Genomic DNA, 25,825 nt, shown 5'->3' with positions numbered 1-25,825 from the left:
TCAGCCCTCCCGGCCGTTACATGCGGAACACGCCGAAGCGCGTGTCGTCGATCGGCGCGTTCATCGACGCGGCGAGGCCGAGCCCCAGCACGTCGCGCGTCTGCGCGGGGTCGATCACGCCGTCGTCCCACAACCGCGCGCTCGCGTAGTACGGATGCCCCTGGCGCTCGTACTGGTCGCGGATCGGCTGCTTGAACGCATCCTCGTCCTCAGCCGACCACGTGCCGCCCTTCGCCTCGATGCCGTCGCGGCGCACGGTCGCGAGCACGGACGCGGCCTGCTCGCCGCCCATCACCGAGATTCGCGCGTTCGGCCACATCCACAGGAAGCGCGGACCGAACGCGCGGCCGCACATCCCGTAGTTGCCCGCGCCGAACGAGCCGCCGATGATCACCGTGAACTTCGGCACCTTCGCGTTCGACACGGCCGTCACCATCTTCGCGCCATGGCGCGCGATGCCTTCGTTCTCGTACTTGCGGCCGACCATGAAGCCCGTGATGTTCTGCAGGAACACGAGCGGGATCTTGCGCTGGCAGCACAGCTCGATGAAGTGCGCGCCCTTCACGGCCGATTCGGAGAACAGGATGCCGTTGTTCGCGATGATCCCGACCGGATGGCCCCAGATGTGCGCGAAGCCCGTGACGAGCGTCGTGCCGAAGCGCGCCTTGAATTCGTCGAACTCGGAATCGTCGACGATGCGCGCGATCACCTCGCGCACGTCGAACGGCTTGCGGGTGTCGACCGGAATCACGCCGTACAGGCTCTTCGCGTCATGGCGCGGCGGCTTCGGTTCGCGCAGCGCCACCGGCGGCGCGATCTTCGGCGCGAGATGATCGACGATGCTGCGCGCGATCGACAGCGCATGCGCGTCGTTCTGCGCGAGATGGTCGGCCACGCCCGACAGGCGCGTGTGCACGTCGCCGCCGCCGAGATCCTCGGCGCTCACTTCCTCGCCGGTCGCGGCCTTCACGAGCGGCGGGCCGCCGAGGAAAATCGTGCCCTGGTTCTTCACGATGATCGACTCGTCGCTCATCGCCGGCACGTACGCGCCGCCCGCCGTGCACGAGCCCATCACGACCGCGATCTGCGCGATCCCCGCGGCGGACATCGTCGCCTGGTTGAAGAAGATGCGGCCGAAGTGGTCGCGATCGGGAAATACGTCGTCCTGGTTCGGCAGGTTCGCGCCGCCCGAATCGACGAGGTACACGCACGGCAGCCGGTTTTCCGCGGCGATTTCCTGCGCGCGCACGTGCTTCTTCACGGTGATCGGGTAGTAGGTGCCGCCCTTGACCGTCGCGTCGTTGCACACGATCACGCACTCGCGGCCCGCGATCCGGCCGATCCCGGTGATCACGCCCGCGCCGGGCGCGTCGTCGTTGTACATGCCGTTTGCCGCGAGCTGCGAGAACTCGAGAAACGGCGCGCCGGGATCGAGCAGTTGCGCGATGCGGTCGCGCGGCAGCAGCTTGCCGCGCGACAGGTGCTTGTCGCGCGCGGCCTGGCCGCCGCCTTGCGCGAGCTGTTCGATCTTCGCGCGCAGGTCGGCGACGACCGCCTCCAGCGCCGCGGCGTTCGCGCGGAAGTCTTCCGAACGCGGGTTCAGTTTCGATTCGATGATCGGCATCGACGGGGCTCCGTTCGCGTGACGTGGGGCGTTACATCGTTTCCGCGAACAGCTCGCGGCCGATCAGCATCCGGCGGATCTCGCTCGTGCCTGCGCCGATCTCGTACAGCTTCGCATCGCGCCACAGGCGACCGACCGGGTATTCGTTGATGTAGCCGTTGCCGCCGAGGATCTGGATCGCCTCGCCGGCCATCCACGTGGCCTTCTCCGCCGTGTAGAGGATCACGCCCGCGCAGTCCTTGCGCACCTGGCGAATATGGTCGCTGCCCGCCGAGTCGAGATGGCGGCCGACCGCGTACAGGTACGCACGGCATGCCTGGAACGTGGTGTACATGTCGGCGACCTTGCCCTGGATCAGCTGGAATTCGCCGATCGACTGGCCGAACTGCTTGCGGTCGTGGATATACGGAACCACCGCGTCGAGACACGCGGCCATGATGCCCGTCGGTCCGCCCGACAGCACCGCGCGTTCGTAGTCGAGGCCGCTCATCAGCACCTTCACGCCGCCGTTGAGCTGGCCGAGGATGTTCTCCTCCGGCACTTCGACGTCCTGGAACACGAGCTCGCCCGTGTGCGACCCGCGCATGCCGAGCTTGTCGAGCTTCTGCGCGACCGAGAAGCCCTTCATCCCCTTCTCGACGATGAACGCCGTGATGCCGCGCGGGCCGGCGTCGATGTCCGTCTTCGCGTAGACGACGAGCGTGTCGCAGTCGGGGCCGTTGGTGATCCACATCTTCGTGCCGTTGAGCACGTAGCGGTCGCCACGCTTGTCCGCGCGCAGCTTCATGCTGACGACGTCGGAGCCCGCGTTCGGCTCGCTCATCGCGAGCGCGCCGATGTGTTCGCCCGACACGAGCTTCGGCAGGTACTTCTGCTTCTGCGCGTCGGTGCCGTTGCGGTGGATCTGGTTCACGCACAGGTTCGAGTGCGCGCCGTACGACAGGCCGATCGACGCCGACGCGCGCGAGATCTCCTCCATCGCGACCATGTGCGCGGTGTAGCCCATGTTCGCGCCGCCGTATTCCTCGGCCACCGTCATCCCGAGCACGCCGAGATCGCCGAACTTCTTCCACAGATCCATCGGAAACTGGTCGGTGCGGTCGACCTCCGCCGCGCGCGGGGTGATTTCCTTCGCCGCAAACGTCGCGACGGCGTCGCGCAGCATCTCGATGTCTTCACCGAGCATGAATTGCACGCCGGGCAGGTTGATCATGTCTCCTCCGTCTCCAGAAAGTGGGTCGCATGCGCCGATTTCTGAGTTTCGCTCAAATCGGATCAATGCGTCGATTCATTAAGCCAATACAGCGGAAATTTTGCACAGTTTCGCGCCTCGTCCGGCTTGGCGTCAATAGTTTTTTGAGTGACACTCAGATATCATTGCACCATGACAGCCGCCACCGCCGACACCATGACCGCCACCGCCAAAGCCGACCGCGCCGACCCGTCGCGCGCACCCGCCGGGCGCAAGTCCCAGCAGCGCGTGCAGGACATCCTGCGCGCCGGCCGTGAAGTGTTCGCCGAAAAGGGTTACGAGCATGCGACGGCCGCCGAGATCGCGCAGCGCGTCGGCGTGTCGGAGGCGACGGTGTTCAGCTACTTCCGCGGCAAGCGCGAGCTGTGCGCGCGCGTGATCGCCGACTGGTATGACGAAATCATTGCCGCGTTCGAACACGGGATGCCGCTGGAAGCGTCGGTGCAGCAGCAGTTCGCGTTCATCGTGCGCACGCACCTGCGGCTGATGCTGGTGAACGGCACGGGGCTGTGCGCGCTGGTGCTGTCGGAGGGGCGTGCGAAGCAGCATGCGCTGAGCGACGAGCTCACCGCGCTGCAGCGCCGCTATACGGCGCCGCTGATGGACGTGCTCGCGCGCGGCCAGGCGGCCGGGCAGGTGCGCGACGACATGCCGCTGAGCCTGCTGCGCTCGATGGTGTTCGGGCCGATCGAGCACGTGCTGTGGGATGCGATCCTCGGCCATCGCAAGCTCGATACGGAAACGACGGCCACGCAGCTGATCGACCTGCTGTGGGCGGCCGTGCAGCCGCCCGCACCGGAGCAGGCGGCGCTGGTGCGCTTCAGGAACGAGGTCGCGGAAGCCGTGCGGCGGCTGGACGGGGAAGCGTCACGCGCGTGACGCCGGCGCAGGCCCCGCCGCCGCTTCTCCTGCGTCTCGCGGGACCGGCCGCTACGAATCCTCGCTGACCCGCAGCGGCGCGCGGCTCTGCTCGTTGTTCAGATGGACGAACTTGCGCAACAGCCGCACCAGTTCCTGCGCGTCCTCCTCTCCCATGCCTTCGAACAGGCCGGCACGCAGCTCCTTCACCGACGGAATCAGGTGCGTGAGCAGTTCCACGCCCGTGGGTGTCAGCAGCAAGCGCCGCTGACGCCGCGGCAGCACTTCGCGAACGATCAATCCTTTCGCTTCGAGCCGGACCGCGAGGTCCGCGGTCGTCGACGTGTCGAGCGCCACCCGCTGCGCGAGCGTCACCTGGTCGAGCCCCGGGCACTCGTAGAGCATCCGCAGGACCGCGTACTGCACGGGCGTCACGTCCCGGCCCAGCTTCTCGTAGAACATCGCGACCGCGATCTGGTGCGCGCGCCGGATCAGGTGCCCGGGTTCGTCGTACAGATCGAGCGGGAAAGCGGGCGCGTCGGCGGGATTCGGTTTTTCCATGAATGAGTCGATGACATAGGCGGCGCACGCCGCTGCGTGCGCCGACGGCATGGCGCTGCCTCGCGCCATTTCCCGGGAAAACCAGTATACCGCCCGCCTTGCCCGAGCCCATCTCAATGAGTACACTGAATCACATTCAGTACACGGAATGACGAGATGCCGCGTACCGGCGGCACCGCCCTGAAGGAGACGATGAACGTGTTTCTCAAGAACGCTTGGTATGTGGCATGCACCCCCGATGAAATCGACGGCAAGCCGCTGGGTCGCAAGATCTGCAACGAATCGATGGTGTTTTACCGTGCGGCGGACGGCCAGGTCGCGGCGCTCGAGGATTTCTGCCCGCACCGCGGCGCGCCGCTGTCGCTGGGATTCGTGCGCGACGGCGTGCTCGTGTGCGGCTATCACGGGCTGGAAATGGGCTGCAACGGCAAGGCGGCCGGCATGCCGGGCCAGCGCGTCGGCGGCTTTCCGCCGATCCGCAGCTTCCCCGTCGTCGAGCGCCACGGATTCGTCTGGGTGTGGCCGGGCGATGCATCCGAAGCCGATCCCGGCAAGCTGCCCACGCTGTCGTGGGCCGAGGATCCGGCCTGGGCGCACGGCGGCGGCCTGTATCACATCCGCTGCGACTACCGGCTGATGATCGACAACCTGATGGACCTCACGCACGAAACGTACGTGCATGCGACGAGCATCGGCCAGAAGGAAATCGACGAAGCGCCGCCGAAGACGACCAGCAACGGCGACGAAGTCGTCACCAGCCGCTTCATGGAGAACGTGATGCCGCCGCCGTTCTGGCAGATGGCGCTGCGCGGCAATGGCCTCGCCGACGACGTGCCGGTCGACCGCTGGCAGATCTGCCGCTTCACGCCGCCGAGCCACGTGATGATCGAGGTGGGCGTCGCGCATGCGGGCCACGGCGGCTACGACGCGCCGGCCGACGTGAAGGCGTCGTCGATCGTGGTCGACTTCATCACGCCCGAGACGGACACCTCGATCTGGTATTTCTGGGGGATGGCGCGCAACTTCCGGCCCGACGATCACGCGCTGACCGCCGAGATCCGCGAAGGCCAGGGCAGGATCTTCGCCGAGGATCTCGAGATGCTCGAGCGCCAGCAGCTCAACCTCGAGCAGTGGCCGGACCGCAAGCTGCTCAAGCTCAACATCGACGCCGGCGGCGTGCTGTCGCGCAAGGTGATCGAGCGGCTGCTCGCCGACGAAGACGCGTCGCGTCCGCAGCGGCCCGTGATTCCGGTCGCGCAGATCAAGGAGGCGTCATGAGCACGGCGACGCTGACTGTCCGGGTGGCCCGCAAGTGGCAGGAAGCGCGCGACATCTGCGGCTTCGAATTCGTCAGCGACGACGGTTCGCCGTTGCCGCGCTTCGACGCCGGCGCCCATATCGACGTGCATTTGCCGGGCGGGCTCGTGCGCCAGTATTCGCTGTGCAACCACCCGGAGCATGGCGATCGCTATCAGATCGCGGTGCTGCGCGATGCCGGGGGCCGGGGCGGGTCACGCGCCATTCACGACGAAGTCCGGCAAGGCGACACCGTGCGGATCGGCATCCCGCGCAATCAATTTCCGCTCGCGCCCGACGCACCGCACCACCTGTTGCTTGCGGGCGGGATCGGCGTCACGCCGATTCTGTGCATGGCGGAACGGCTGTTCTCGTCCGGCATGCCGTTCGACCTGCACTACTGCGCACGCTCGACCGACCGCATGGCCTTCGTCGAGCGGATCAACGCAGCCGGGTTCCATGATCGCGCCCGCTTCCACGTCGACGACGGCGCCCCCGCGCAACGCTTCGACCTGGCCGCCGTGCTCGCCGCGGCGCCCGAAGGCACGCACCTGTATGTATGCGGCCCGCGCGGCTTCATGGATGCGGTACTGAGCGCGGCGCGCGAGCGCGACTGGGCCGACGCGCGGCTGCACTACGAGTTCTTCGGCGGCGCGGTTGCATCGTCCGGCGCGGATCGCGCGTTCCAGGTCCGGATCGCGAGCAGCGGCAAGGTGATCGACGTGCCGGCCGAATGCACGGTCGTCGCGGCGCTGGCAGCCAACGGCGTGGACGTGCTGACGTCGTGCGAGCAAGGCGTATGCGGCACCTGCGTCACGCGCGTGCTGCAAGGCGAGCCCGATCATCGCGATTCGTACCTGACGGAAGCGGAACAGGCGGCAGGCGACCAGTTCATGCCGTGCTGTTCGCGATCGCGAACCGACCTGCTGGTACTCGATCTGTAGACGGACCGCGCGACGCGCGGCAGCAAACCACAATATTGGAGACGATCCATGGCGCATCACGCCCCATCACCGATCAACCGTACTCAATTCCCGCTCGACCGATGGTGGGTCGCCGCGCTGTCGTCCGAACTGACGGACAAGCCCGTCGCCCGCACGCTGCTCGGCCGCCCGGTCGTCCTGTTCCGGTTGCCGTCCGGGGAAGTCGGCGCGCTGGAGGATCGCTGCTGCCACAAGTCGCTGCCGCTGTCGTGCGGCTCGCTCGAAGCGCGCGGCCTGCGCTGCGGCTATCACGGGCTGCTGTTCGACCGCGGCGGCGCGTGCGTGGAGATTCCCGGGCAGGACCGGATTCCGGCGAAGGCATGCGTATCGTCGTATCCGGTGCAGGAACAGGATGCGATCGTGTGGATCTGGATCGGTGCCGACGCGCACGCTCGACCGACCTGCGCGCCGCCGCGCTATGCGTTCCACACGGATCCGCAATACCGGTTCGGCGGCGGCAACTACCATTACGACGCACCGTATCAGCTGATTCACGACAACCTGATGGACCTGAGCCACCTCGGCTATGTCCACCTGAAAACGATCGGCGGCAACGCACCGTTGCACATGAGCGCGGACACCCGCGTCGGCACCGACGGCGACACGGTGACACTGGTCCGCCGGATGCCGGATTCCGAACCGCCGCCGACCTACACGGCCGCGTGGCCGTTCGCGGGCCGCGTCGATCGCTGGCAGGAAATCGAATTCCACGTGACGCACATCCGGATCTGGACCGGCGCGATGGACGCCGGCACCGGCGACCTGCACGATCCGGCGCGCGGCGGCTTTCACATGCGCGGCTTCCACGGCATCACCCCCGAGACGGACACCACGACGCACTACTTCTGGACCGTCGCGACCAATCCGCAGCACGACGTCGAACGCGTCGCGCAAACGGTCATCGAGCAATCCGCGGCGACGTTCGACGAGGACAAGACCGTGATCGAAGCGCAATACCGGAATCAGCTGCGGTTCCCGGACGGCCGCCAGATCGACATTCATGTCGACGCGGGCCCCAATCGCGCGCGGCGCGTGATCGAGCGGCTGCTGCCGCAACCCGAACCCGCGTAACCGTCGTACCGTCGCGGCGGGCGTTCCGCGGCTTGCCCGTCGGCCCACGCATTCGCTTTCATCCCATTCGATTAGTCCTACTATTTTTTAAGGATCTTTGACGTGAGTGCAAACATCCGCAATACGATCGACGCATCCCCGATGAGCGCGTTCCAGACGTTGGCGGTCACGGCCTGCGTCGTGCTGAACATGCTCGATGGCTTCGACGTGCTGGCCATCGCGTTTGCCGCGCCGCATCTCGCGGCCGAGTGGAAACTGAGCGGCAAGGAAATCGGCCTGCTGCTGAGTGCCGGGCTGGCCGGCATGGGCATCGGCTCGGTGCTGATCGCGCCGCTGGCCGACCGCGTCGGCCGCCGCCGCATCATCCTCTTCTGCCTCGCCGTGATCTCGACCGGGATGCTGGCCTGCGCGGCCACGCACGGAACGCTGCAACTCGCGGTCGCGCGTGCCTATACGGGGCTCGGCATCGGCGGCATGCTGGCGAGCCTGACCGTCATCAGCGGCGAGTACGCATCGAACAAATGGCGCAGCGCCGCGATCGGCATGCAGTCGACCGGCTACGCGATCGGCGCCACCGCCGGCGGCGTCATTGCCGGTTACCTGCTGTCGACGTGGGGATGGCGCAGCGTGTTCGCGTTCGGCGGCATCCTGACCTTGATGTCGATCCCGATGGTGCTCGTGCTGCTGCCGGAATCGCTCGACTTCCTGCTGGCGCGGCGTCCCGACAACGCGCTGCAGAAAATCAACCGCATCCTCGCGAGAATGAAGCGCGCGCCGATCGACACGCTGCCGGCCGCGACCGCTTCCGTCGACACGGCGAACCCCGCATCGACCTGGACGGCCGTGCTGCGCGCACCGCTCACGCGCCGCACGATCGCGCTGTGGATCGCGTTCTTTCTCGTGATGGGCAGCTTCTACTTCGTCGTGAGCTGGACGCCGAAGCTGCTGGTCCAGGCCGGGCTGTCGGCCTCGCAGGGCGTGACCGGCGGCGTGCTGCTCAATCTCGGCGGCATCGCGGGCGCCTCGCTCTTCAGCCTGTTGTCGACGCGGTTCGGCCTGCGCAACCTGCTGGGCGCGACGCTGCTGCTGGGCGGCGCACTGATGGTCGTGTTCGGCGCGAACACCGGCTCGCTCGGCATCGGCATGACGGTCGCGGTCTTCCTCGGCGCCGCGATCAATGCGTGCGTGGCCGGCATGTATGCGCTGTCGCCGACGCCGTATCCGGCCGAGATCCGTACGACCGGCATCGGTCTCGCGGTCGGCATCGGCCGCCTCGGCGCGATCCTGTCGCCGATGACGGTCGGCGCGCTGCTGGACGACGGCTGGTCCGTGTCCCATCTCTATCTCGCCTTCCTCGTGCCGATGGCCGGCGCGGCGATCGCCGTCGCCGTGGTGGGCGCGCGTGCCGCGGCGCCGCGCCGGCAACGCGATCCGGCGATGTCGTAACGCGCGACGCCCGCGGTCCTGCCGATGCCCGTCGGCATCCCGGAGATGTCCGGCGCAATAAAAAAATCGATAAGCATATCTACATACTGTTTGGAGACAGCCATGAAAACGAAACTGGGCGTCGCGGTCGCGACGGCGATGGCGCTGGCCGGACCAGCCTGTGCGCAAGGCAGCGTCACGCTGTACGGGATCATCGATACCGGCGTGTCCTACTACAACAACGCCGCGCACGGCGGGTCGTTCACCGGGATGCCGACGCTGACCGGCGAGGTGCCGTCACGCTGGGGCCTGAAAGGCACGGAGGATCTCGGCGGCGGCTACCAGGCCTTCTTCGTGCTCGAAAACGGCTTCCAGCCCGGCACCGGCGCATTGAACTATGGCGGGCGCCTGTTCGGGCGGCAGGCGAACGTGGGCGTGAACAGCCCGTTCGGCGCGCTGACCCTCGGCCGCCAGATGAACATGTCGATGATCGTGCTGACCAACGCCGACGTGATCGGCCCGTCGATTCATTCGATGGCGGATTTCGACTCCTATCTGCCGAACGCGCGCAGCGACAATGCGATCGGCTACAAGGGCACGTTCCACGGCGTGACGCTCGGCGCCACCTACAGCTTCGGCCGCGACGCGGCCGGGCCGGCAGGACCGTCGGCGACGGGCTGCGCCGGACAGGTGCCCGGCGACATCGTCGCGTGCCGCCAGTACACGGCGATGATCGCCTACGACGCGAGCAGTTTCGGGCTGGCCGCATCGCACGACGTGATGCGCGGCGGCGGCGGCGCGCTCGCGCCGCTGAATAATCCGGCGTACACCGACACGCGCGACATCGTCGCCGGCTATGTGAAGATCGGCCCCGCGAAACTCGGCGCCGGGTGGATCCGCCGCAACCTCGCGGCGGCCGCACACCTGCAGGCCGACATCGTGTTCGCAGGCGGCACGTACTACGCGACGCCCTATCTCGCGCTCGACCTCCAGGGCGTACGCTACCTGCAACGCCGCGAAACCAGCGAAGGCACGAACGCCACGCTGCTCGTCGGCCGCGCGAACTATTTCCTGTCGAAGCGGACGACCGTCTATACGTCGGTGGGCTACATGTTCAACAGCACGCTGGCCGCGAACGCGGTCGCCGCCGGCGGGACGGTCGGCACCGGGATGAATCAGCTCGGCGTGATGGCCGGCATCCAGCAGAAGTTCTGACGATCCCGGCAGCGCCGTTCCGGGCGGCTCGCCGTCGCCCGCGAACCGCGTGTGCCCGGCGTCAGCCTTCCAGCCGGCAGTGTGCCAGCTTCAGCCCCGGCAACACGGGTGCGTCGATATAGCCTTCGTTCAGGCAACTGAACCGGAAAGCCGCCGACGTAACGAACGGCTTGATCTCGCCGCCGGGGAATTTCGGCTTCAGCGCAGCCTGGTCGGCCGCATCGAAGTGCGCGTCGAACTGCTCGCCGTCGGCCGTCAGCGCGCCGAAGTATGTGCCACCCGGGTCGCCGCCCATCCGGATCACGGCGCCGACGAACGCGAGGCGCTTGCCGTCGTATTTCGTCTTCGCAGCGGCCATGTCCTGCGTATAGGCCTCGATCACGGCGCCGTAGTGCACATCGATCGCGGGCTCGGCCGCATGGCCGGCCTGCTGAATGCCTGCCAGCGCGGCGCATGCCGCAAGTGCGGCCGCCGCGAACGGCGCGGAAAACTTTTTCATGGGGATGGTCTCTCCCGTCAAGCGTGGTGGTTGAAGTGATTGAAGGCGCTGCGCCGGCTGCCCGGGGCGGCACGCCAGATACCTTCGCTGCCGTTTAATCGTTCGAATCGTGGCACACGGCTGCGATCACTTCACCGCCCGCACGGTCGACTGCGGTGCGCGACGCCGCGCTGCACGCGACGTGACAGAAAGATGACATGGTGCGGCCCCCGGCTCTCGATGAATTTCACTGGGTCTGTTTTTGGCCGCTACGGTAGCAGACGGCCGGCGGCCCGGCAATCGCGCTTCACGGTACGCATCGGCCTCATTCCAATTGCAAATGATTCCCATTACCTATATCATTCGCGACCTGCCGCCGTGATCCAGCAATGCGCCGCGGCCCGCCCTCATCCTTAGCACTCCGTCACTCACCGATTCATGCCATCCCGTCGACCGCCCCGCCGCGCGCGGACCTTGCGCCCGTGGCGCGCGAGCCTGCCTGCCCTGATCACCCTTTGCGTCGCAAGCGGCGCGCATGCGGATGCCGAACCTGCCGCGGCGGCATCGGCGGCCCCGTCCACGTCGACGCCCGCACCGCCCGAACGCGAACTGCCGACGATCAGCGTCAGCGCATCGGCGGTCGCCGATCCGACCGTCGGCTACCAGCCGCGCACCAGCAGCATCGCCGGCGGCGACGATCGCCCGATCAAGGAGATCCCGCAGTCCGTCGCGGTGGTCAGCAGCAGCGTGATGCAGGACCAGCAGGCGCGCTCGCTCGACGACGTGCTCGGCAACATCAGCGGCGTCACACAGACCAACACGCTCGGCGGCACGCGCGACGCGTTCATCAAGCGCGGTTTCGGGTCGAACAACGACGGCTCCGTGCTCGTCGACGGCGTGCGCACGCCGGTGCTGCACAGCTATCTCGCGACGATCGACCGCGTCGAGGTGCTGAAGGGCCCGGCTTCGCTGCTGTACGGCATGCAGGACCCGGGCGGCGTGATCAACCTCGTCACGCGCAAGCCGGAAGACACGTTCGGCGGTTCGATCTCGGCCTCGCGCACGAGCCACGGCGGCAGCAGCGCCCAGTTCGACCTGACCGGCCCGCTCGGCAAGCCGGGCCAGGTCGCGGGCGGCACGCTCGCGTTCCGCCTCACCGGCGAATACGACACGAGCCGCTACTGGCGCAGCTTCGGCCGCGAGCGCAACGCGCTGATCGCGCCTGCGCTGTCGTGGCACGACGCGAACACGTCGATCGACGTCAGCTACCAGTACGTCGACTACACGACGCCGTTCGATCGCGGCACCGTGCTCGTGAACGGCCACCTCGACGATGCGCTGCGCTATCGCCGCTACGAGGAAGCGTGGGCGCAAAGCAGCGGGATCCAGGAAACGCTCCGCGCGCGCGTCGAGCACCGCTTCTCCGACGCGTGGCGCGTGCGTGCGACCTACGGCTGGGGCCGCGACCGCTACGGCCAGTACATCACCCGCGCGACCGCCTTCAACAGCACGACCGGCGCGCTGTCGCGCTCGTCCGACGCGAACCTCGGGCGCAACGATTCCGACCAGATCGCGACGCTCGGCCTGCTCGGCAACCTGACGCTCGCGGGGATGAGCCACGCGCTCTACATCGGCGGCGAATACGAGCGGCAGCGCAGCTTCCGCGGCGACACGATCCGCGGCACGGCGACCAAGGGCTTCGATCTCTACGATCCCGTCTACGGCCTGCTCGCGCCGGGCGGCACGGCGAACGCGAAGCAGAGCGATTCGCGGTCGTTGGTCCACACGTATTCGATGATCGTGCAGGATTCGGTGAAGATCACCGACCGGCTCACCGCGGTCGGCGGGCTGCGCTGGGAGGACTGGCAGCAGGAATCGGGGATGGGGCGTCCGTTCGTGTTCGCCGACCGCTCGCACGGCAACGTGTGGCTGCCGCAGTTCGGGCTCGCGTATGCGCTCACGCCGTCGCTGACCGCGTATGCGAACGTGAGCCGCTCGTTCAAGCCGAACGTCGCGTCGAATGTGGTCTCGCCGCTCGCACCGGAATTCGGCCGCGTGCTGGAAGCCGGCCTGAAGTTCAGCCTGAAGCCCGGCATCACCGGCACGCTCGCGGCCTACCAGATCGACAAGCGCAACGTCGCGGTGACCGTCGGCGACATCACGTCGACGATCGGCACCGCGCGTTCGCGCGGAATCGAACTCGACGTCGCGGGGCAGCTCACGCGGCACCTGAGCCTGATCGGCAGCTACGCGTACACGAACGCGAACGATCGCGACAGCAACACGCCGCTCGTCAACGTCGCGCGCCACACGGGCAGCCTGTTCGCGGTGTACGACACGGCGATCGCGAACCTGCCCGGACGCTGGCGCTTCGGCGGCGGCGCGCGGCTCGTCGGCGCGCGGCCCGGCGACACCGCGAACAGCTTCACGCTGCCCGGCTACGTGACCGTCGATGCGTTCGCGGCCTATGAAACGACGATCGGCAAGTTCCCGACGCGCATCCAGCTCAACGTGAAGAACCTGCTCGACAAGACCTACTATCCGTCGAGCAACAGCAACCTGATCGTCGCGGTCGGCGAGCCGCGGCTCGTCACGCTGACGACGACGGTGTCGTTCTGACCACCCTCGCGCGGACGGCTGCGGCCTGGCTCGCGGCTAGGTGTACGCCGTGGGCGGGCAGACCCGGTAGAACACGACACTGCACAACGCCAGGAAGCCCGCCAGAATCATCATCCCGGTCCGCAGGCCCGCATAGCCGATGATCATCGCGCCCAGAATGCCGGACAGGCTCCCGCACGCGTTGATCAGCGCGAAGCCGGCCGCCGCCGCCGGGCCGGACAGCACGCGCCCCGGGAGCGTCCAGTAGATCGGCATCAGCGACAGGATGCCCGACGTCGCGACGGTCAGCATCACCAGCGCGAGCCAGAAGTTGTCGTGCGCGATCGTCGCGACGAACAAGCCGATCGCGGCCAGCGCGACGGGCACCACGCCGTGCCGCCGCAGCCGTCCGGATTGCTCCGCGCGCTTCGCATTCACGTACATGCAGATCGCTGCGACGCCGAACGGGATGGCCGTCAGCAACCCGACGTTCAGGCTGTTCGCAACGCCCGCATCGTGAAACAGCGTCGGCATCCAGAACGTCAGGCCATAGAACCCGGTGTTGAACAGGATCATCACGACGATCAGTGCATAGATCTTCGGCGAGCGGAATGCATCGGCCACGCGATGCGACTTGAAGGCCGCCTCCGTCGCGACGTTCGCCTCGATGATCTGCTTCTCGCGCGGCGTCAGCCAGTCCACGTCGGCCGGCCTGTTTCTCAGCAGCATCAGGATGACGACGCCCAGCACCACCGACGGCAGCCCTTCCAGCAGGAACAGCCACTGCCACCCGTGGATCCCCGCCACGCCGCCCATCGTCTCCATGATCGCGCCGGACAGCGGCGCGCCGAACACGACGGCGATCGGCAACGCCATCAGGAACAGCGAGTACATGCCGCTCTGGCGCCGGGCCGGCAGCCACGTGTTCGTGTAGTACATCACGCCCGGGACGAAGCCGGCCTCGCAGACGCCCAGCAGGAACCGCAGCGAATAGAACGCGGCTTCGTTCCTCGAGAAGACCATCAGGATCGACACGATCCCCCAGGTGATCATGATCCGCGCGATCCATGCCCGCGCGCCGACCCGCCGCAGGATCAGATTGCTCGGAATCTCGAACAGCATGTAGCCCCAGAAGAACACGCTCGCACCGAGGGCGAACGACGCATTCGTCAGACCGAAATCGGCCGCCATCTGCAATTTCGCGAACCCGATGTTGACGCGGTCCAGGTACGACATGATGAAACCGAGGAAGAACAGCGGGACGATCCTCAGTATCACTTTCCGGTACAACGCGTCTTCGTTCCGTGCCTCGATACCTGCGTCCAGCGCAAGCGCGACATCCGCCCTCATGGTCAGTTCTCCCGATGAAAACAACCGTCTCTGCAGCAACAGGGGTGATTCGTCAGTCCGTTCCGGCGCGCCCGCCGTCGTGTCGTCAGCGCTGCGGCGACGCCCGCCGCTCCGCGAGCGCGAGCACGTCGGCCCAGATCCCGTCGTCGACGGCGATGCCGTGCTGCCGCTGTTCGATCCGCGTGCGCAGCGCGCTCTGCCCCGGATAGAGCACTTCCTTGCTGTCTTCCGCGAGCTCGGACGTGTTCACGTAGTCCGCCACGCCGTCGGCCACGTGGTTCGTGAAGGCTTCGCCGCCGAGCTTGCGCGGGTCGATCACGATGAAGACCTGCGAGCACCCGGTGCAGCTTCCCTGCTGAATCGCATCGATCCCGTTCGTCGCGAGCCCTTCGGACAACACCGCAGCCAGCACGTCGAGCATGATCGCGAATCCCGAACCCTTCCAGTAGCCCATCGGCAAGATCCGCATCGACGCTTCGATCGGGCCGGGCTCGGCGGTCAGCTTCCCGTCGCGGTCGAAGCCGGCGGGAAACGGCATGGTCTTCCCCTTGAGGCGGGTGGCCTGCAGCTTGCCGTACGAGTACTGCGACATCGCCATGTCGAGCACGATATGGCCGCGGTCCCGCGGCACCGCCATCACGAACGGGTTGTTACCGACGCGCGTGTTCTTGCCACCCCAGCCGGGCATGCAGGATTCGGTGTTGGTCCAGCAGATCGCGATGTAGCCGCGCTCGGCCGCGTGCCACCCATAGGTGCCGCCCCGCATCCAGTGGGTCGCGTTGCGCATCGCCACGATGCCGACGCCTTGCGCGTCGGCGATCTCGATGGCCCGGTCGGTCGCGGACAGCGCATTGAGAATGCCTGGCCCGCGCTGGCCGTCGCAGACCTCGATCGCGCCGAACTGCTTGACGCGCTCGCGCGCTCCGTCGATGTTCACCCACCCTTTGACGAGATAGTCGACGAATCGCGCCACGCGATTGATGCCGTGCGAATTGACGCCGTCACAGGTCGATTCGGTATGCACCCTCGCACAGATTTCGGCGTCGCGTTCGCGCATGCCAGCGTTCACGAACGCCGCATGGATTGCACGCTGCATTTCCTCGAAGGGAATCCGGGTCACGATGCATGTCTCCTTATATTGGATGTGGGTGTCTCCGATCCCGAACCTGCCCTCGACACGGCGCGCGGGATTCGCGCCGCCCGGCTCGCCCGCGGCGAGCGATCGCGTCATGCGGCCGGGATGGCGCGCCACGCGCGACGCATCCCGGCCGGCGACACGAACCGGTATCAGCCGCCCGCGAAATCGAGCAGGATCTTGCAGCTTTTCTCCGGATTGCGCTCGGCCATCTCGAACGCCCGCGCGACGTCGCGAAAGCCAACCTTGTGCGTGACGATGTGCTCGGGCTGGATCAGTCCGCGGCCAATCCAGTCGATCACCTGCGGGAACATCCCGCAATTGAGCCGCGATGCGGCGAGCGTCAGCTCCTTCTTCGTCAGCTCCGCCTGCACGATCGCCGACGGCTCCGACGAAAATCCGAGCACGCCGATCCGGCCCGCCGGCGCGGCGATCCTCACCGCCTCCTCGAGAATCGACGGATGGCACACCGCATCGAAGATCAGCGTCGGGCCGCCGTCGACACCGCGCTGCTCCAGCGCGTCGGGCAGCGACTCGACGCTCGTGTTGATGATCTCGTCCTCCGCCGCGCCGCACTTGCGCGCGAGCTGCAGACGCGCGTCGAGCCGGTCGGTGATGAACGCGCGAATCCCGTACACGCGCTTGAGCACCTGCAGGATCGTCAGCCCGACGGTGCCGGCGCCATAGATCAGCGCGACATCGCCCGGCAGCACGCCGGTGCGCGAGGTCGCGTTCGCGGCCACCGCGAACGGCTCGATGATCGCCGCGCAGGTGTCGGCGATCGCGTCCGGAATCCGGTACGCGTTGCCGGCCGGCACGCACGTGTACTGGCTGAAGCCGCCGTCGCGATGCACGCCGAGCACGCTCAGGTGCCGGCACACGTTGCGCCGGCCGATCGTGCACGCGTGGCAATGCCCGCAGCTGATCACCGGATCGACCGCGACGGTCTCGCCGAGCCGCGCGGCATCGACGCCCGCGCCGACCGACTCGATCGTGCCGACGAATTCATGGCCGATGATGCGCGGGTACGACACGAACGGATTCTTGCCGTGAAAGATGTGCAGGTCCGACCCGCAGATGCCCGCATAGCGCACCTTCACGCGCACTTCGCCGGCGGCGGGCACGGGCAGCGGCACCTCGCGCACGCCCATGCTGTTCGGACGATCGACAACGACGCTCAACATTTCGGTTCTCTCCTTCGGATCTTCGGCGCTCACCAGTTCCACATCGAGCCGTCGCGCAGCCGGGCGACCGGCAGGTACGCGCGCTCGTACGGATACTTCGCGGCCAGCGTCTCGTCGATGTCGACGCCGAGGCCCGGCACGTCGTCCATCACGAGATAGCCGTCCTCGAAGCGGTAGCTGTGCGGGAACACTTCATCGGTCAGCGGGCTGTGCGGCATCAGTTCCTGGATACCGAAGTTCGGCGCCCACAGCCCGAAGTTCACGGCCGCCGCCATGCAGACGGGCGACAGGTCGGTCGCGCCGTGGAAGCCGGTGCGCACCTGGTACATCGCCGCGTAGTCGGCAATGCGCCGCACGTGCGTGATGCCGCCCGCGTGCACGATCGTCGCGCGGATGTAGTCGATCAGCTGGTCGCGGATCAGATCCTTGCAATCCCAGATCGAGTTGAACACCTCGCCGACCGCGAGCGGCGTCGTCGTGTGCTGGCGGATCAGGCGGAACGCGTCCTGGTTCTCCGCGGGCGTCGCGTCCTCGAGCCAGAACAGGCGATGCGGCTCGAGATCGCGGCCGAGCCGCGCGGCCTCGATCGGCGTGAGCCGGTGATGCGCGTCGTGCAGCAGGTGCGGCGCATCGCCGACCGCGTCGCGCACCTTGCGGAACAGGTCCGGCGTATGGCGCAGGTAAAGCGCGGTGTCCCACGGCTCCTCGGGCGGCAGCCCCTTCTCGGCGGGCTCGTACGCGCCGGCCGTCTTGCCGACGCCGTATACCTTGTCGAGCCCCGGTACGCCCGACTGCACGCGGATCGCGCGATAGCCGGCCTCGATGTGCGCGCGCACCGCGTCGACCGCTTCCTCGTGATCGCGCCCGTTTGCGTGGCCGTACACCATCAGGCCGTCGCGGCTCTTGCCGCCGAGCAGCTGGTAGACAGGCATGCCCGCGAGCTTGCCCAAGATGTCCCACAGCGCCATGTCGATCGCGGCGATCGCCGTCATCGTCACGGGCCCGCGCCGCCAGTACGCGCCGCGATACAGGTATTGCCAGATGTCCTCGATGTTGCGCGGATCGCGGCCGACGAGGCACGGGAACACGTGGTCCTCCAGGTACGCGCGCACCGCGAGCTCGCGCCCGTTGAGCGTCGCGTCGCCGAGGCCGTAGACGCCCTCGTCGGTCACGATCTTCACCGTCACGAAGTTCCGGCCCGGACACGTGACGATGGTCTGCAAGCGTTCGATTTTCACTGCGCTCCTCCAGCGGGCGTTTCAGATGTCAGTCGACAAAGTAATGGGGCGCGCGGCTGCGCACTTCAGGCAGATGCGAGCCGATCCGGTCGACGTGCGCCGCGACCGATGCGCCGAGCAGCGCCATGTTGCGCGACGCGATGTGCGCGAGGATCTGCTCGTGTTCCTGCAGCGCGCGCCGCGCGTGATCCTCGACGCGGTCGAGCAGCAGCCAGCGCACGCGGTCGAACTGGCGCTTCATCGGCTGCAGCATTTCCCACACGTGCGGCCGGCCCGCGAACGCGAACATCCGGCCGTGCATCGCCTCGTCGAGCGCGAAGAACGCTTCGACATCGCCGGCGTCCACGGCCGCGCGCTGCGCGTCGATGATCCGCGACAACTCCGCGAGCTGCGCCGGCGTGATCTTCTGCGCGAGCTCGACGTGGTTCGCACATTCCAGCGTGCTGCGCGCGAAGCGCCCTTCCTCGAGGATCGACACCGGAATCGGCGCGACCAGCGTGCCGACCTTGCGGATGATCTGCACGAGCCGCTCGTCGGCAAGCTGCGCGAACGCTTCGCGCACCGGCGTGCGGCTGACCTTGATCGTCGTGGAGATCACCGCCTCCGACAGCGCGGTGCGCGGCGGCAGCGCGCCGCGCACGATCGCGTGGCGCAGCAGCGCATGCACCTGCTCCGTATACGACCGGCTCTCGTCCAGCGAGAACCCCTGCAACGCCGTGACCACGACGTCCGCTTCTTCCAGTGCTGCCGTTTCGCTCATGGTTGCGATTGATCCGACTCGATATCGATATCTACCATGGTACAGAAATGGCCAAACTCAGGCGATCTAGCGTTTACACCGATAACTTCGACGTGAAACTCGAAATAACCTGCACGCATTCCGCCATCTACCATGGTACGAACCGTTACCGATCCCCATGTCATCCGCCCCCGATTTCCTGAACACCGCGCCGCCTGGCACGCGCCGCCCCGGTTATGACCGGCGGGCGGTCCGCACCGGCATCGTCCATCTCGGCCTCGGCGCGTTCCATCGCGCGCACCAGGCGCTGCATACGGAAACGGTGCTCGAACAGGGCGATCTGCGTTGGGGCATCGTCGGCGTCGAGTTGCGGCGGCGCCATACCGTCGACCTGCTCGCCGCGCAGGATCACCTGTACACGGTGACCGAACGCGACGGCCACGGCGCACGCACGCGCATCGTCGGCGCGGTGCACGACGCGCTGTTCGCGCCCGAATCGCTGCCCGCGCTGCTCGCGCTGATCGCCGATCCGGCCGTGTCGATCGTCAGCCTGACCGTGACCGAGAAAGGCTATTGCCGCCGTCCCGGCGGCGGTCTCGATGCCGACGATCCCGCGATCCGGCAGGATCTCGCGACGCCCGACACACCGCGCACCGCGCTCGGCGTGATCGCGGCCGGCCTGCGCCTGCGGCCGGCCCATGCACCGCTGACCGTCGTCTGCTGCGACAACATGACGTCGAACGGCGACACGCTGCGCGCGCTACTGATCGACTACGCGCAACGCATCGACGGCGCGCTCGCGCGGCGCATCCGCGACGACGTCGCGTTCCCGAACAGCATGGTCGACCGGATCGTGCCGGCCGCGACGCCCGAATCGCTCGACTGGGCGCACGCGCATCTCGGCGCGCGCGACGCGGCCGCGATCGTCTGCGAGCCGTTCTCGCAATGGGTGATCGAGGATCGCTTCGCCGGCCCGCGCCCGCGCTGGGAAGACGCCGGCGCGCACCTCGTCGGCGACGTGCGGCCCTACGAAACGATGAAGCTGCGGCTGCTGAACGGCTCGCATTCGGCAATCGCGTATGCGGGGCAATTGCGCGGCCGCGCGACCGTGTCGGATGCGATGGCCGATCCGGCGATCGCGGCACTCGTCGACGGCGTGATGACGCGCGACCTGCTCGCGACCGTCGACGTGCCGTCCGGTTACGACGCGCACGGCTATTGCGCGACGCTCGTGCAGCGCTTCCGCAATCCGACGCTCGCGCATCGCACCGAACAGATCGCGATGGACGGCACGCAGAAGGTGCCGCTGCGCTGGCTGCCGGCGCTCGGCGAAAGCGCGGCGGCCGGCGTCGAGCGCCCGTACCTGGAACGCGCGCTCGCGCTCTGGCTGCACTACGTCGCCACCGCGCGCGACGAAGCGGGCCGCGCACTCGCGATCAGCGATCCGGGCGCGGCCGCGCTCGGCGCAACGTTGTCTGCTGCCGGCGATGCAACCGGCGCGGTTCGGGCCGCACTCGGCAGCACGGCGCTCGCCGGTTTGACGGCGTGGCCCGATGCGTTGATCGTGCGTGTCGGTGCGCATCTGTCGACGCTGCGCACGCATGGCACCGACGCGCTGCTCGCGCCGCTGCACGCGCGCTGAACGAACGCTCACCCCGATTCGCCGCAACCGAAGTGAATCGCGCAATCCCCCTGCCCGCCGCGCTCCGTAACGACGCGGCGAACGATCGACAAGACAAGACAAGACATGACGGCCGGCCCACCGGCACGAAGGAGACAGACATGAAGCAGAAGTCGCAGGCGTGGTTCACGGTGTTCCTGCTGTTCCTGGTGTACGGGATCAACTATCTCGACCGCGTCGCGCTGTCGATCGTCGCGCCGATCGTGCAGACCGATCTCGGCATCGACGCCGCGCAGATGGGTCTCGTGTTCAGCACGTTCTTCATCGGCTACGCGCTGTTCAATTTCATCGGCGGGCTCGCGTCCGACCGGCTCGGGCCGAAGCTCGTATACGTGCTGGCGGTCGGACTGTGGTCGGTGTTCTGCGGGATGACCGCGCTCACCGTCGGCTTCGTGAGCCTGCTGATCGTGCGGCTGCTGTTCGGCATGGCCGAAGGGCCGCTGTGCTCGGCCGCGAACAAGATGGTCAACAACTGGCTGCCGCGCGACGGCGCCGCGACCGCGATGGGCCTGCTCAGCGCCGGCTCGCCGCTCGGCGGCGCGATCGCCGGGCCGATCGTCGGCCTGCTGGCCGCGCAGTTCGGCTGGCGGCCGGCGTTCTGGATCGTATGCGCGATCGGACTCGTGTGGGTCGTCGTGTGGATGATGTCGACGTCGGACCGCCCGGCCACACCGGTCGGCGACGCAACGCGCGCGTCCGCCGCAACGGCCGCGGTCGCCCACGCGCCTGCCGCCGCCGGCGCCGGCGCGGCAACGTCGACGCACACGCTGTCGCATTACGTGCGCCAGCCGCGCATCCTCGCGACGGCCGCCGCGTTCTTCAGCTACAACTACGTGCTGTTCTTCTTCCTGAGCTGGTTCCCGAGCTACCTCGTGCGCGCGCACCATCTGAACATCAAGGAGATGAGCGTCGCCACCGTCGTGCCCTGGCTCGTCGGCACGGTCGGCCTCGCGTGCGGCGGCGCGATCTCGGATGCGCTGTACCGGCTCACCGGCAACCTGCTGCTGTCGCGCCGGATCGTGCTCGTCACCTGCCTGCTCGGCGCCGGCGCGTGCGTGGCCGTCGCGGGCACCGTGCAGTCGACGCAGGGCGCGGTCGCGCTGATGTCGGTGTCGCTGTTCTTCCTGTACGTGACGGGCGCGATCTACTGGGCGATCGTGCAGGACGTCGTGCACCCGGCCCGCGTCGGCGGCGTCAGCGGTTTCCTGCATTGCATGGGCAGCCTGTCGGGCGTGATCGGGCCGGCCGTGACCGGCTTCATCGTCGAGCGCAGCGGCTCGTTCGCGTCCGCGTTCGTGCTGGCCGGCGCGATCGCACTCGCGGGCGCGGTGCTGGCCGCCGTGTTCGTGCGCAACGCGCGGCCGTCGGAAGTGCTGCGCGAACGCACCGTGCACTGATGTCGTACGCTTGATGAAGGCCGCGTGGTGCCGCATGAAGCGGCATCGCGCGGCCTTGTCGTTTCAGCCAATCATCGGACCCTCGAATATCTCCCATCCGATATCGTGATTTCCGGTATCGATCGCGCGCCTCTAGACTGGCTACGCGATGGCGACGCTGCGCAGCGGCACGGCAATGCGGCACGCCCCCACAAAAACGATATGGGAGAGTTCGATGTCCGACCGGCATGCGCGCCGCGGCGCGCTCAAGACCCTCGGCCTCGCGGCCGGCACCGCACTGCTCGGCGCCTCGCGCGTCGCCCATGCGGCGACACCCGAACCCGGCGCGCTGCTGCCTGGCGGCGCGACGCGCATCGCCGACCTCACCCGTCGCCTCGCGGCCACGCCGAGACGGCGCGACTTCAAGACGGTGCCGATGATCGTCGAGCGTCCCGATCAATGGGATCACGCGGCACTCATGGAAGTGATCGGCTATCGCGGCGGCCCGAAGCAGGTGTGGGACAACACCGAGCTCGGCGGCCCGTGGCTGAACCTGATGCGCAATGCGCTGAACGCGCAGATCTGGGCATTCGGCCATCCGGACTTCCTCGTCGTGTCCGCCACGCACGGCACCGCGCACCTCGCGCTGTTCGATCAAGCCGCGTGGGACAAATACGGCCTCGCGAAATTCGCGGGCGCAGCGTTCCCGGCCAACACGCTGCTCGCCGCGAAACCCGCGCAGTCGAAGGACGCCAACGACCACGAACTGGCCGACGGCGCGTTCTCGTCGCACGACAACAGCATCGCCGCGCTGCTGCAGCGCGGCGTCGTGTTCCTGTCGTGCCACAACGCGATCTGGGAGCTCGCTGAACGGCTCGATCGCGCGAACGCGAATCCGGACAAGCTGCCGCTCGACGCACTCGCCGCCGACCTGACCAACCACGTGATTCCGTCGGCGATCGTCACGCCGGGCGCGGTCGGCACGCTGCCCGAGCTGCAGCACGCCGGTTTCACTTACGCGAAGTGACGCGCGCCATGACATCGATCCGCACGCGTTCTCCCTTGCAACGCCGGTGGCGCACGGTGCTGCATGCCGCGCTGGCCGCGCTCTGCTGCACGTCGGCGCTGTCGCTCGCCGCACCGGGCGACACGTCGACCCGCATCTTTCCGCCCTGGCAGGACGGCCGCAACAACGACGCGACGAATCGCGGCCTCGAATTCACCGTGCCGCAGGTCGACGTGCTCGCCGACTTCCACGGCGACCTCACCGCGCCGAAGCTCGTGCTGTACGTCGGCGGCAACTACTTCTTCGCGATGGCGCCGCTCGTCGCGCAGTTCGAGGCAGACCATCCCGAATACCGCGGCCGCCTCTACTGGGAAACGATCCCGCCCGGCCTGCTCGTGAAGCAGATTCACGCGGGCGGCACGATCACCGTCGGCAACATGACGTGGACGGTCAGGCCCGACGCGTATTTCGCCGGACTCGGCAAGATCGACGACCTGATCGCGGACGGCACGCTCGAAGGCCCGGCGGTGCCCTACGTGACAAACCAGCTGACGATCATGGTTCGCGCGGGCAATCCGAAGCACATCGCGTCGCTGAACGATCTCGCGCGGCCCGACGTGAAGCTCGCGATGCCGAACCCGGCATTCGAGGGCGTCGCGCGGCAGATCCGCGCGTCGCTCGTGAAGGCCGGCGGCGATCCGCTCGCGCGCACCGTCTACGACGACAAGGTGCGCGCCGGCACGACCGAGCTCACGCACATCCATCACCGGGAAACCGCGCTGTTCCTGATGCAGGGTCGTGCGGACGCCGGCGTGCTGTGGCAATCGGAAGCGGCGTTCCAGGAACAGGTCGGGCATCCGCTGATGCACATCGACATTCCGTCCGCACACAATACGACGGCGATCTATGCAGGCGCGATGGTGAAGCACGCACCGCATCCGGAAGCCGCGCGCGCGTGGCTCGCGTTCATCCGGTCGCCCGAGGCATTCCGGATTTTCGCGCGCTACGGCTTCGGGCAGTACGACGCGACGGCGCCGACGCCGCATCTTGCGCCACGGCAGGACCGGCCCGACGCGGGCTGACCGCGCGGGCACACGCGCAACAAGACAGACAACAAGGAGGGGACACGTGAACGATTCGGTCGACATCGCACGACGCCGGTTCGCGCCGCTGCTGCTCGCCGCGGCCGCGCTGCTGGCGGGCAACGCCCGCGCGGACGGCATCGCGCTCGGCAAGACGATCGCCACCCAGGGTACGGCGACGGGCGTGGCCGCATGCATCGGCTGCCACGGCGCACTGGGCGAAGGCAACGCAGCCGCCGGCTTCCCGCGTCTCGCCGGCACGAACGCAGCCTACCTGTCCGCGCAACTCGCCGCGTTCGCGGACGGCAGCCGCCAGAACCCGGTCATGCAGCCGCTCGCGAAACTGCTGTCGCCGCACGATCGCGACGCGGTCTCCGCGTATTTCGCGAGCCTGCCCGCGCCGCCCGCCATCACCGTGTCCGACGCCGCCTCGATCGATCCGGCGAACACCGGTGCATGGCTCGTGACACGCGGACGCTGGTCGCAGGGCCTGCCCGCGTGCGCGCAATGCCACGGCGCGGGCGGCCTCGGCGTGGGCACCGCGTTTCCGCCGCTCGCCGGCCAGCCGGCCGCATATATCGCGGGCCAGTTGAACGGCTGGAAGCACGGCACGCGGGCACCCGGCCCGATGGCGCTGATGCCGATGATCGCCGGCAAGCTGTCCGACACCGATATCGACGCGGTGGCCGCCTACTATGCGCGCGGCGGCGCCGCGAACGGAGAAAAACAATGATCGACCGCACGAAGCTGATCCGCGGCGCGCGCGCCGCGCTGCTCGGCGCGGCCTGGCTGCCCGCGCTCGCCTGCGCGGCCGCGCCGCAGGACGCGCCGGCCGCCGCTTCCGCACCCGCGGCGGCGACCCTGCCCGCCGCGGCGGCGAAGCCGTTCATGCCGCCCGCCGAATCCGCGATACCGGCCGACGACTTCGGCAAGACCGTGAAGCTCGGCGAGCAGATCTTCCTGCACACGCCCGCGTACGCGGGCAAGTACGTCGGCAACAAGCTGACCTGCGCGAGCTGCCACCTCGACGCGGGCCGCCGGCCCGATTCGGGCCCGATGTGGGCCGCGTACCTGCTGTACCCGGCCTACCGCATCAAGAATGGCCACGTGAACACGTTCGCCGAGCGCCTGCAGGGGTGCTTCAGATACAGCATGAACGGCAAGGCGCCGCCGGCCGGCGACCCGATCCTCGTTGCGCTCGAAACCTATTCGTACTGGCTCGCGAAGGGCGCGCCGGTCGGCATGAAGCTGCCCGGCCAGGGTTTCCCGAAACTGCCGCCGCCCGCGCAGAAGGCCGACTACGCGCGCGGCGCCGCCGTCTATACGCAGCACTGCGCGCTGTGTCACGGCGCGGACGGCCAGGGACAGTCGAGCGGCGGCAAGCCGGTCTTTCCGGCGCTGTGGGGCGCGCGCTCGTTCAACTGGGGCGCGGGGATGGGCGACATCCGCAACGCGGCCGGCTTCGTGAAGGCCAACATGCCGCTCGGGCTCGGCGGCACGCTGACCGATCAGGAAGCGTGGGACGTCGCGACCTTCATGGACAGCCACGAGCGTCCGCAAGACCCGCGCTTCACCGGCTCGGTGCAGGACACGCGCGCGAAATTCCACGATTCGCCCGACTCGATGTACGGGCGCGAGGTGAACGGCCGCGTGCTCGGCGCGCCATGACGCCC

Annotated in this window: 22 protein-coding genes; 13 read left to right on the top strand and 9 right to left on the bottom strand. The window is 68.0% G+C overall.

Going from position 1 to position 25,825, the window contains the following annotated elements; translation table 11 throughout:
- Window positions 1-16: 16 nt before the first annotated feature.
- Both DIE21_RS00350 and DIE21_RS00345 read right to left on the bottom strand, forming a co-directional pair.
- The gene (locus tag DIE21_RS00350) at window positions 17-1,624 is read right to left on the bottom strand and encodes a carboxyl transferase domain-containing protein (protein WP_124494944.1); all 1,608 of its coding nucleotides are present in this window, start codon (window positions 1,622-1,624) and stop codon (window positions 17-19) included.
- A gap of 31 nt (window positions 1,625-1,655) precedes the next feature.
- Entirely contained in the window at window positions 1,656-2,837 is a 1,182-nt protein-coding gene (locus DIE21_RS00345; protein ID WP_059532493.1) for an isovaleryl-CoA dehydrogenase, read from the bottom strand.
- A gap of 171 nt (window positions 2,838-3,008) precedes the next feature.
- On the opposite strand from DIE21_RS00345, the gene DIE21_RS00340 reads away from it, so the two are divergent.
- Complete coding sequence (locus DIE21_RS00340) at window positions 3,009-3,755, top strand: TetR/AcrR family transcriptional regulator (RefSeq protein WP_124494943.1); 747 nt, start codon at window positions 3,009-3,011, stop codon at window positions 3,753-3,755.
- 51 nt (window positions 3,756-3,806) lie between these two features.
- Here the strand turns inward: DIE21_RS00340 and DIE21_RS00335 are convergent, their stop codons facing one another.
- Complete coding sequence (locus DIE21_RS00335; protein WP_124494941.1) at window positions 3,807-4,295, bottom strand: MarR family winged helix-turn-helix transcriptional regulator; 489 nt, start codon at window positions 4,293-4,295, stop codon at window positions 3,807-3,809.
- Window positions 4,296-4,493: 198 nt separating this feature from the next.
- Between DIE21_RS00335 and DIE21_RS00330 the strand changes: the two genes are divergently transcribed.
- From DIE21_RS00330 to DIE21_RS00310, 5 genes are all read left to right on the top strand, one after another.
- A complete protein-coding gene (locus DIE21_RS00330; protein ID WP_124495382.1) occupies window positions 4,494-5,573 on the top strand; it encodes an aromatic ring-hydroxylating dioxygenase subunit alpha in 1,080 nt (359 codons plus the stop codon).
- Window positions 5,570-6,535, top strand: coding sequence for a PDR/VanB family oxidoreductase (locus DIE21_RS00325; RefSeq protein WP_124494939.1), 966 nt, complete (start codon window positions 5,570-5,572; stop codon window positions 6,533-6,535). Before DIE21_RS00330 ends, DIE21_RS00325 begins: the two co-directional genes overlap by 4 nt.
- A gap of 48 nt (window positions 6,536-6,583) precedes the next feature.
- Window positions 6,584-7,645, top strand: a complete 1,062-nt coding sequence (locus DIE21_RS00320) for an aromatic ring-hydroxylating dioxygenase subunit alpha (RefSeq protein WP_124494937.1) — start codon at window positions 6,584-6,586, stop codon at window positions 7,643-7,645.
- A gap of 102 nt (window positions 7,646-7,747) precedes the next feature.
- Complete coding sequence (locus DIE21_RS00315) at window positions 7,748-9,091, top strand: MFS transporter (RefSeq protein ID WP_124494935.1); 1,344 nt, start codon at window positions 7,748-7,750, stop codon at window positions 9,089-9,091.
- A gap of 102 nt (window positions 9,092-9,193) precedes the next feature.
- A complete protein-coding gene (locus DIE21_RS00310; protein WP_124494933.1) occupies window positions 9,194-10,285 on the top strand; it encodes a porin in 1,092 nt (363 codons plus the stop codon).
- Window positions 10,286-10,346: 61 nt separating this feature from the next.
- Here the strand turns inward: DIE21_RS00310 and DIE21_RS00305 are convergent, their stop codons facing one another.
- A complete protein-coding gene (locus DIE21_RS00305; RefSeq protein WP_124494931.1) occupies window positions 10,347-10,784 on the bottom strand; it encodes a hypothetical protein in 438 nt (145 codons plus the stop codon).
- A gap of 417 nt (window positions 10,785-11,201) precedes the next feature.
- On the opposite strand from DIE21_RS00305, the gene DIE21_RS00300 reads away from it, so the two are divergent.
- Window positions 11,202-13,382, top strand: coding sequence for a TonB-dependent siderophore receptor (locus DIE21_RS00300; protein WP_124494929.1), 2,181 nt, complete (start codon window positions 11,202-11,204; stop codon window positions 13,380-13,382).
- 36 nt (window positions 13,383-13,418) lie between these two features.
- Here DIE21_RS00300 and DIE21_RS00295 read toward each other — a convergent pair whose 3' ends face one another.
- The 5 genes from DIE21_RS00295 to DIE21_RS00275 form a co-directional block, all read right to left on the bottom strand.
- Window positions 13,419-14,711: an MFS transporter gene (locus DIE21_RS00295; RefSeq protein ID WP_124494927.1), complete on the bottom strand. Its 1,293-nt coding sequence runs from the start codon at window positions 14,709-14,711 to the stop codon at window positions 13,419-13,421.
- Window positions 14,712-14,796: 85 nt separating this feature from the next.
- Window positions 14,797-15,831: a 3-dehydro-L-gulonate 2-dehydrogenase gene (yiaK, locus tag DIE21_RS00290; protein ID WP_124494925.1), complete on the bottom strand. Its 1,035-nt coding sequence runs from the start codon at window positions 15,829-15,831 to the stop codon at window positions 14,797-14,799.
- 167 nt (window positions 15,832-15,998) lie between these two features.
- Entirely contained in the window at window positions 15,999-17,030 is a 1,032-nt protein-coding gene (locus DIE21_RS00285) for a Zn-dependent oxidoreductase (protein ID WP_124494923.1), read from the bottom strand.
- A gap of 29 nt (window positions 17,031-17,059) precedes the next feature.
- Entirely contained in the window at window positions 17,060-18,268 is a 1,209-nt protein-coding gene (gene manD, locus DIE21_RS00280; RefSeq protein ID WP_124494921.1) for a D-mannonate dehydratase ManD, read from the bottom strand.
- Between the two features lie 28 nt (window positions 18,269-18,296).
- Window positions 18,297-19,028: a GntR family transcriptional regulator gene (locus DIE21_RS00275; protein ID WP_124494919.1), complete on the bottom strand. Its 732-nt coding sequence runs from the start codon at window positions 19,026-19,028 to the stop codon at window positions 18,297-18,299.
- Between the two features lie 157 nt (window positions 19,029-19,185).
- Here DIE21_RS00275 and DIE21_RS00270 point away from each other — a divergent pair, with 157 nt between their 5' ends.
- The 6 genes from DIE21_RS00270 to DIE21_RS00245 all read left to right on the top strand — a co-directional run bounded on the left by DIE21_RS00270 (window position 19,186) and on the right by DIE21_RS00245 (window position 25,820).
- Window positions 19,186-20,649 (top strand): mannitol dehydrogenase family protein, encoded by a 1,464-nt coding sequence (locus DIE21_RS00270; protein WP_124494917.1) that lies wholly within the window; start codon window positions 19,186-19,188, stop codon window positions 20,647-20,649.
- Between the two features lie 140 nt (window positions 20,650-20,789).
- Window positions 20,790-22,085: an MFS transporter gene (locus DIE21_RS00265; protein ID WP_124494915.1), complete on the top strand. Its 1,296-nt coding sequence runs from the start codon at window positions 20,790-20,792 to the stop codon at window positions 22,083-22,085.
- A 214-nt stretch (window positions 22,086-22,299) separates the two neighbouring features.
- Window positions 22,300-23,091 (top strand): transcriptional initiation protein Tat, encoded by a 792-nt coding sequence (locus DIE21_RS00260; protein WP_124494913.1) that lies wholly within the window; start codon window positions 22,300-22,302, stop codon window positions 23,089-23,091.
- A gap of 8 nt (window positions 23,092-23,099) precedes the next feature.
- Window positions 23,100-24,152 (top strand): extracellular solute-binding protein, encoded by a 1,053-nt coding sequence (locus DIE21_RS00255; protein WP_124494911.1) that lies wholly within the window; start codon window positions 23,100-23,102, stop codon window positions 24,150-24,152.
- A 46-nt stretch (window positions 24,153-24,198) separates the two neighbouring features.
- Window positions 24,199-24,885, top strand: a complete 687-nt coding sequence (locus tag DIE21_RS00250) for a c-type cytochrome (protein WP_124494909.1) — start codon at window positions 24,199-24,201, stop codon at window positions 24,883-24,885.
- On the top strand, window positions 24,882-25,820 hold the full coding sequence (locus tag DIE21_RS00245; RefSeq protein WP_124494907.1) for a c-type cytochrome: 939 nt from the start codon (window positions 24,882-24,884) through the stop codon (window positions 25,818-25,820). Before DIE21_RS00250 ends, DIE21_RS00245 begins: the two co-directional genes overlap by 4 nt.
- The last annotated feature ends 5 nt before the right edge of the window (window positions 25,821-25,825 follow it).

Source organism: Burkholderia sp. Bp9140, from assembly GCF_003853425.1.
Taxonomy (GTDB): Bacteria; Pseudomonadota; Gammaproteobacteria; order Burkholderiales; family Burkholderiaceae; genus Burkholderia.
The sequence above is the reverse complement of the archived record's forward strand: the minus strand, read 5'-3'. Positions and strand labels throughout refer to the sequence as shown.